This is a genomic window from Streptomyces calidiresistens (assembly GCF_014141525.1).
Classification (GTDB): domain Bacteria; phylum Actinomycetota; class Actinomycetes; order Streptomycetales; family Streptomycetaceae; genus Streptomyces; species Streptomyces calidiresistens.
In genome coordinates this window covers 1-5,718 of the sequence record NZ_VKHS01000333.1, presented here as the reverse complement: position 1 = coordinate 5,718, position 5,718 = coordinate 1, and the positions used below count along the sequence as shown (strand labels likewise).

Below are 5,718 nucleotides of genomic sequence, written 5' to 3'. Positions count from 1 at the left end.
GGGGGGCACCACCGCGGCCCCACCCGCCGGCGGGGCGAGGAGCACGGGGTCGTCGAGACGTTCCACCCACACCTCCACCCCCTCCGCCCCGGAGGGGGGCTCGGGGCCGACCCCGATGACCCGCAGGCCCGCCGCCAGGGCCGAACGAATGCCGCACACCGAGTCCTCCACCGCCAGCGAGGCCCCGGGATCGGCCCCGCACAGGCGGGCGGCGGTGGCGTAGGGATCGGGATGGGGCTTGGGGCGGATCCCTTCCTCCGGGACGACCACCCGGGAGAAGTGGTGGAGCAGGCCGGCCGACTCCAGGCAGGTCTCCACGATGTCCCGGGGGCAGTTGCTGGCCACCGCCAGGGGGGCCAACCCGGCGGCGTGCCGGACGAACTCCACCGCTCCCGGCACCGTCACGGCGTCCGCGGTGACCAGCTTTCGGAATTCGTCCAGGAGCTCCTCGGTCACCTCGGCGACTTTTTCCGGCCGACCGCACATTTCGGCCATGAGTCGTCCGCATTCCGAGTAGTGCATTCCCTTGGTTCGGGCGGAGAAATCGGAGCCGGGAGTGATTCCTCGTTCGGCGAGCACCACCCTCCTCGCCTCGATCCAGTGGTGTTCGGTGTCCATGAGGGTCCCGTCGCAGTCGAATACCACTGCGGAGAAGGGGGTGCCGAGGATGAGTTTCGACGTCATGTGTCGTCCTTTGTCGAGGGTTTTCCCGGAGGACGGCCGTACCGTGTTCACCTGGTGGAAGCACGACGGATCGACGCGATGCTGTCGTTCGTTTTCCGCCCGTGCGAAGCGCGGTGAATTCGGAGGCGCGCGGCCGTGCCCGGTCTTCGGATCCGGCGCTGAAATGCCGGAGCGGTCGAAGAGATCAACGACATCGTAATTTCCGGATCCAATGAACGTCAATTCTCCCGGAAAAGTGTTTTGGCGCGAATTTATCAGGAATTATGGAATGTCATTCCGGTGGTGCGAAAATTGGGGCGCCCGCCGGAGTGGAAAAAGCGGGGAAGGGGGGTGGGAAAAGGGCGTGAACGCCCCCGCGGGGCCGGCGTGCACGGCGGGATCCCGCCCCGGGGCCCGCCCCGGCGCGCACGGTGGTGTCCCGGACGGCGAGCGGCGGCCGGGGACGGGAACACCGCGAATGCTCACTCCACCGGCACGTCCGAATCCCCTCCGCGCACCGGTGGGGGTACGGTCGTGAGCGCCCACCGATCCGTCGCCGGGCCGGCGACCCCGCCGTCCTCCGCACCGATGCGCCCCGCGCCCCGGCCGGAGGCGGGGGAACACGGCCCGGGAACTCCCGGAGGGAGACCCCCACGCATGTCCCTCGGTCGCATAGCCGAGCCGGAGCCCTCCCCGGAGGGGTCCGGCCGCACCTCCCGCCGTCCCTCGCGCGGCCTGCTCGTTCCGCTGGCCCTGCTCCCGGTCCTCGTGCTGATCGGCGTCCTGATCGCCTTCTCGCCGTGGTCGGGTTCCGCCTCGGAACCCGAGATACGCGGCCTGCCGGAGGGCGAGGTCTTCAACGCCCGCACCCTGGAGGGTGCGGAACTCTCGATTCACGGGTCCGGTGTCGCGGAGGCCGACATCCGCCTCAACGACGAACCGGTGGACGCCCGCCGCGCCGGTGACGGCGTCGTCCTGAACGTCTCGGAGCTGGACGACGGCGAGTACACCCTCCGGGTGGCCGCCGACGCCACGGCCACCCGCACCTTCGCGGTCCGCACCGCACCGCCGGAGCTGAGCCTGGACCCGATCGAGGCGGACGCCCCCGGTGAGCCGGTCACCGTCACCGGCACCGCCCCCGGCGCCGTCACCGTCGCCCTGGACACCCCGGACACCGGGACCGGGGACGACCACGGGGAGGCCGCCCCGGCCGCCCCCGACGGGCCCGCGGCGGAACCCGTCGAACCCGACGCCGACGGGGCGTTCGCCCTCCCGGTCGACAACCCCGGCGCGACCCTCCGGGTGGTCGCCACCGACGAGGCCGGCAACACCACCACCGCCGAGGTGGAGATCTCCATCGGCTTCCCCGTCATCCGCGCGGCCCACCTGACCGCCTCCGCCTGGGCCCACGACGGCCTGCGCGAGCCGGTCCTGGACCTGGTCCGGGAGGGGAAGCTGACCGCCGTCCAACTCGACATCAAGGACGAGTCGGGGGAGATCGGCTACGACTCACAGGTGCCGCTGGCCCGGGAGATCGGGGCGGTCCGAGCCCTGTACGACGCCCGCGAGGCCATCGAGGAGATCCACGAGGCGGGCGGCGAGGTCGTCGGGCGCATCGTGGCCTTCCGGGACCCCATCCTGGCCCGTGCCTCCTGGGAGAACGGCCTGCGCGACCGGGTGGTGCAGACGCCCGCCGGTGAACCCTACGGGGCGAACACCGCCTACGGCTCCCTCAGCTTCACCAACTTCGCCGACCCCGACACCCGGCGGTACCACGTCGACCTGGCGGCGGAGGCGGCCGAGCTGGGCTTCGACGACATCCTCTACGACTACATCCGTCGTCCCGACGGTCGGCTGGACGGCCAGGTCTTCCCCGGACTCGGGGACCTGACCCCGGAGGAGTCGATCGTCGCGTTCACCGCCGACACCCGCGAGGTGGTGCGGGCGCACGGGGCCCGCCTGGGCGTGTCCGTGTACGGGATCGCCGCCACCCGCCCCACCGAGATCGCCCAGGACATCCCGGCGATGGCGGAGCACGTCGACTACATCGCCCCGATGATCTACCCCTCCCACTGGGGTCCCGGCGAGTACGGCGTGGCGAACCCGGATGCCCAGCCCTACGACATCACCCACCGGTCGTTGGCCGACTTCACCGCCATCACCGAGGGCACCGGCGTGGAGATCGTCCCCTGGCTGCAGGACTTCTCGATGGGGGTTCGTTACGGCCCGCAGGAGGTGGCCGACCAGATCAGGGCCGCCGCCGACAACGACATGCCCTCGTTCCTGCTGTGGAACGCCGGGGCCCGTTACCAGGCCGAGGCGCTGGACATCGCGGCCGAGGCACTCGCCGGGGACTGATCGGAAGGACCCCGACGGGGACGGGGCCGCCGCTCACGACGAGAGCGTGGCGGCGGCCTCCTCCACGTTCGACCTGATGGTGAACAACTCGTCCAGCCCCACGATCCCGAACAGCCGCATCATCTCGTCGTCGGGCCCGGCGAGCACCAGGCGACCCCCCGGGTCCACCACCCGGCGATAGGCGGTGACCAGGGCCGCGATGCCGCTGGAGTCGCAGTAGTTCAACCCCGAGACATCCACGATCACCGTCGTGTCCGGGTCCCGGGGGAGATCCTCCAGGGTGCCCCGCAACCGCGGGGCGGTGTGGTGGTCCAACTCACCGGTCACCGCCAGCAGCCAATGGCCCTGCGGGTGTGCGTGCAGCGTGACACCGAAATCACCGTTGTACACCAAACCTCCTGCCCCGGAACCGATCCCCGATCGACCACCGGGGCCCCGGCCGAACCGGGGAGGGGCCTGCGCACGGCTTCCCGCGCACCGCCCCGTTCTTCGGTCGCCCCCGGCACCCTTCCCGCAGGGGACGCGCCCACGCCACCAGTCTACGAGACCCGCCGGTCCGCGCCCCGGCGTACGGTGGGGGGCCCGGGCCCCCGTCCGGGGAAGGGCGCCGGGACACCGGGAACGGTCGGGTCGGTACCCGGGCCGTCCCGGGTGATCGTCGGGAAACCGGGCAGGGGGGTCGGTACGGCGCAGCCGGTGGGGGCCGCCGTTCGCCCCGTCATGCCGATCGGGAGGATCGGCGGGCGGTGATCGGGTCGCCGCGGGACCGGAGCGGGTGGCCCCGGGACGGGGCAGCGGGAAGCGGCGCCCCACCCGGGGTGCGCGGAACGACACGAGGAGACGGAAAGCGAGGTGGCGATGGTCGATCCCGACCACGCCGGAGCGGGGGGTCCGCCCTTCGCCGGCCCCGGCGAGATGGCCCGTCGGATGCGGACCTTCCCCTGGGAGAAGACCTCCCTGGGCGATCCCTCCACGTGGCCCTCGGCGCTGCGTGCCGCCTGCGACATCTGCCTCGCCTCCCGCTTCCCGATCATCGTGCTGTGGGGGGAGGACCTGCGCTTCGTCTACAACGACGCCTACGTACCGCTCCTGGGCGACAAACACCCGGCGCTCGGCACGCCGGGGGAGGAGCTGTGGGGCGAGATCTGGCACATCGTGGGCCCCATGCTCCGTTCCGTGGTCGAGACGGGCGAGTCGATCTGGGTCGAGGACATGATGCTCCCGGTGAATCGCCACGGCTTCCTCGAGGAGACGTACTGGACGTACTCCTACGGCCCGCTGTGCGACGACGGGGGCACGATCCGAGGGGTCTTCACCACCGTCAACGACACCACCGAGCGCGTGGTGGGGGAACGCCGCATGGCGTTGCTGCGGGAGCTCGGGGCCCGCGCGGGCACCGCCCGGGGGGTCGAGGACGCCTGTCGCCTGGTCGCCGGGGTGCTGGACCGGGCGGGAAGGGACATCCCGCACGCCGCCATCCACCTGAGGGCACCCGATGGCGGTCCGGACCCCGAGCCCGCCGCGGTCCGTCCCACCGGAACCGCCCCGCTTCCCCTGCCCGAGGGCCCGGGCGGGTGGCCGCTGGAGGAGGTGTTGCGCACCGGCCGCGCCGTCGTCGTCGAGGACGTGCGGGAGCGCTTCGGCCACCTCCCCGACGGCGGTTGGCCCGTACCGCCCGAGCGGGCGGTGCTCCTGCCGCTGTCCGGCGAGACCGGCGCGGAGCCCCTCGGCGTCATGGTGCTCGTCACCACCGCGGGGCGTCCTCTGGACGACGGCTACCGAACCTTCCTCGAACTCGTCGCCCGGCAGACCGCGGCCCTGATCAACGGGGCCGTCGCCTACCGGGTGCAGCAGCAACGGGTCGAGGAACTGGCCGAACTCGATCGCGCCAAGACCCTCTTCTTCTCCAACGTCAGCCACGAGTTCCGCACCCCGCTGACCCTCATCAGCGGGCCGCTCGCCGAGATGCGTGCCCGGGCCGCCGACCTCCCCGCCGACCTGCGGGAGGACCTGGAGGTCATGCACCGCAACGCCCTGCGGCTCGGGAAGCTGGTCAACACGCTCCTGGACTTCTCCCGGCTGGAGGCGGGCCGCATGCGGGCCCGTTTCGAACCGGTGGACCTCGCCGGGTTGACCGCCGACCTCGCGGGGGTGTTCCGCTCGGCGATGGAGCGCGCCGGTCTGACCTACGAGGTGCACTGCCCGCCCCTTCCCCGAGCGGTGTGCGTCGACCGCGACATGTGGGAGAAGATCGTTCTCAACCTGCTGGGCAACGCCCTGAAGTTCACCCTCGAGGGGTCGGTCGTCGTCCGCCTCTCGGCCGAGGAGGACCGGGCGGTGTTGAGGGTCTCGGACACCGGCACCGGAGTGGCCGCGGACGAGATCCCGCGGCTGTTCGAACGTTTCCACCGCATCGAGAACGCCCGCTCCCGCTCCAACGAGGGAAGCGGCATCGGCCTGGCCCTGGTGCGCGAGCTGGTCACCCTGCACGGCGGCACCATCACCGCCGGAAGCGTCGAGGGCGAGGGGACCACCTTCACCGTGCGGCTGCCCTTCGGCACCGACCACCTGCCCGGCGACGCCGTGGTCGAGGAGGGCGCCACCGCCCGTCCCGCCGCCGCGCGCGTCGCCGAGAAGGCCGCCCCCTACATCGGTGAGGCGGTGCACCCGCTGCCCGAGCGGTCGGTGGCCGCCCCC

At 72.2% G+C, this 5,718-nt stretch carries 4 protein-coding genes; 2 read left to right on the top strand and 2 right to left on the bottom strand.

All coding sequences use genetic code 11. The features are described 5' to 3' along the window. The coding region (locus FOE67_RS14690; protein ID WP_182664385.1) for an HAD family hydrolase at positions 1 to 684 on the bottom strand (684 nt) is incomplete at its 3' end. A gap of 636 nt (positions 685 to 1,320) precedes the next feature. Between FOE67_RS14690 and FOE67_RS14685 the strand changes: the two genes are divergently transcribed. Next, positions 1,321 to 3,021, top strand: coding sequence for a putative glycoside hydrolase (locus FOE67_RS14685; RefSeq protein WP_182664383.1), 1,701 nt, complete (start codon positions 1,321 to 1,323; stop codon positions 3,019 to 3,021). 33 nt (positions 3,022 to 3,054) lie between these two features. On the opposite strand, the gene FOE67_RS14680 is transcribed toward FOE67_RS14685, so the two are convergent. Next, positions 3,055 to 3,411, bottom strand: a complete 357-nt coding sequence (locus FOE67_RS14680; protein WP_182664381.1) for an STAS domain-containing protein — start codon at positions 3,409 to 3,411, stop codon at positions 3,055 to 3,057. Between the two features lie 468 nt (positions 3,412 to 3,879). Between FOE67_RS14680 and FOE67_RS14675 the strand changes: the two genes are divergently transcribed. Then, positions 3,880 to 5,718, top strand: a 1,839-nt coding sequence (locus tag FOE67_RS14675; protein ID WP_228473898.1) for an ATP-binding protein, incomplete at its 3' end; no start/stop codon positions are given.

What these genes read in the sequence shown, in the direction of transcription:
- FOE67_RS14685 (WP_182664383.1), top strand. Translation starts at nt 1,321, where the DNA reads ATGTCCCTCGGTCGCATAGCCGAGCCGGAGCCCTCCCCGGAGGGGTCC.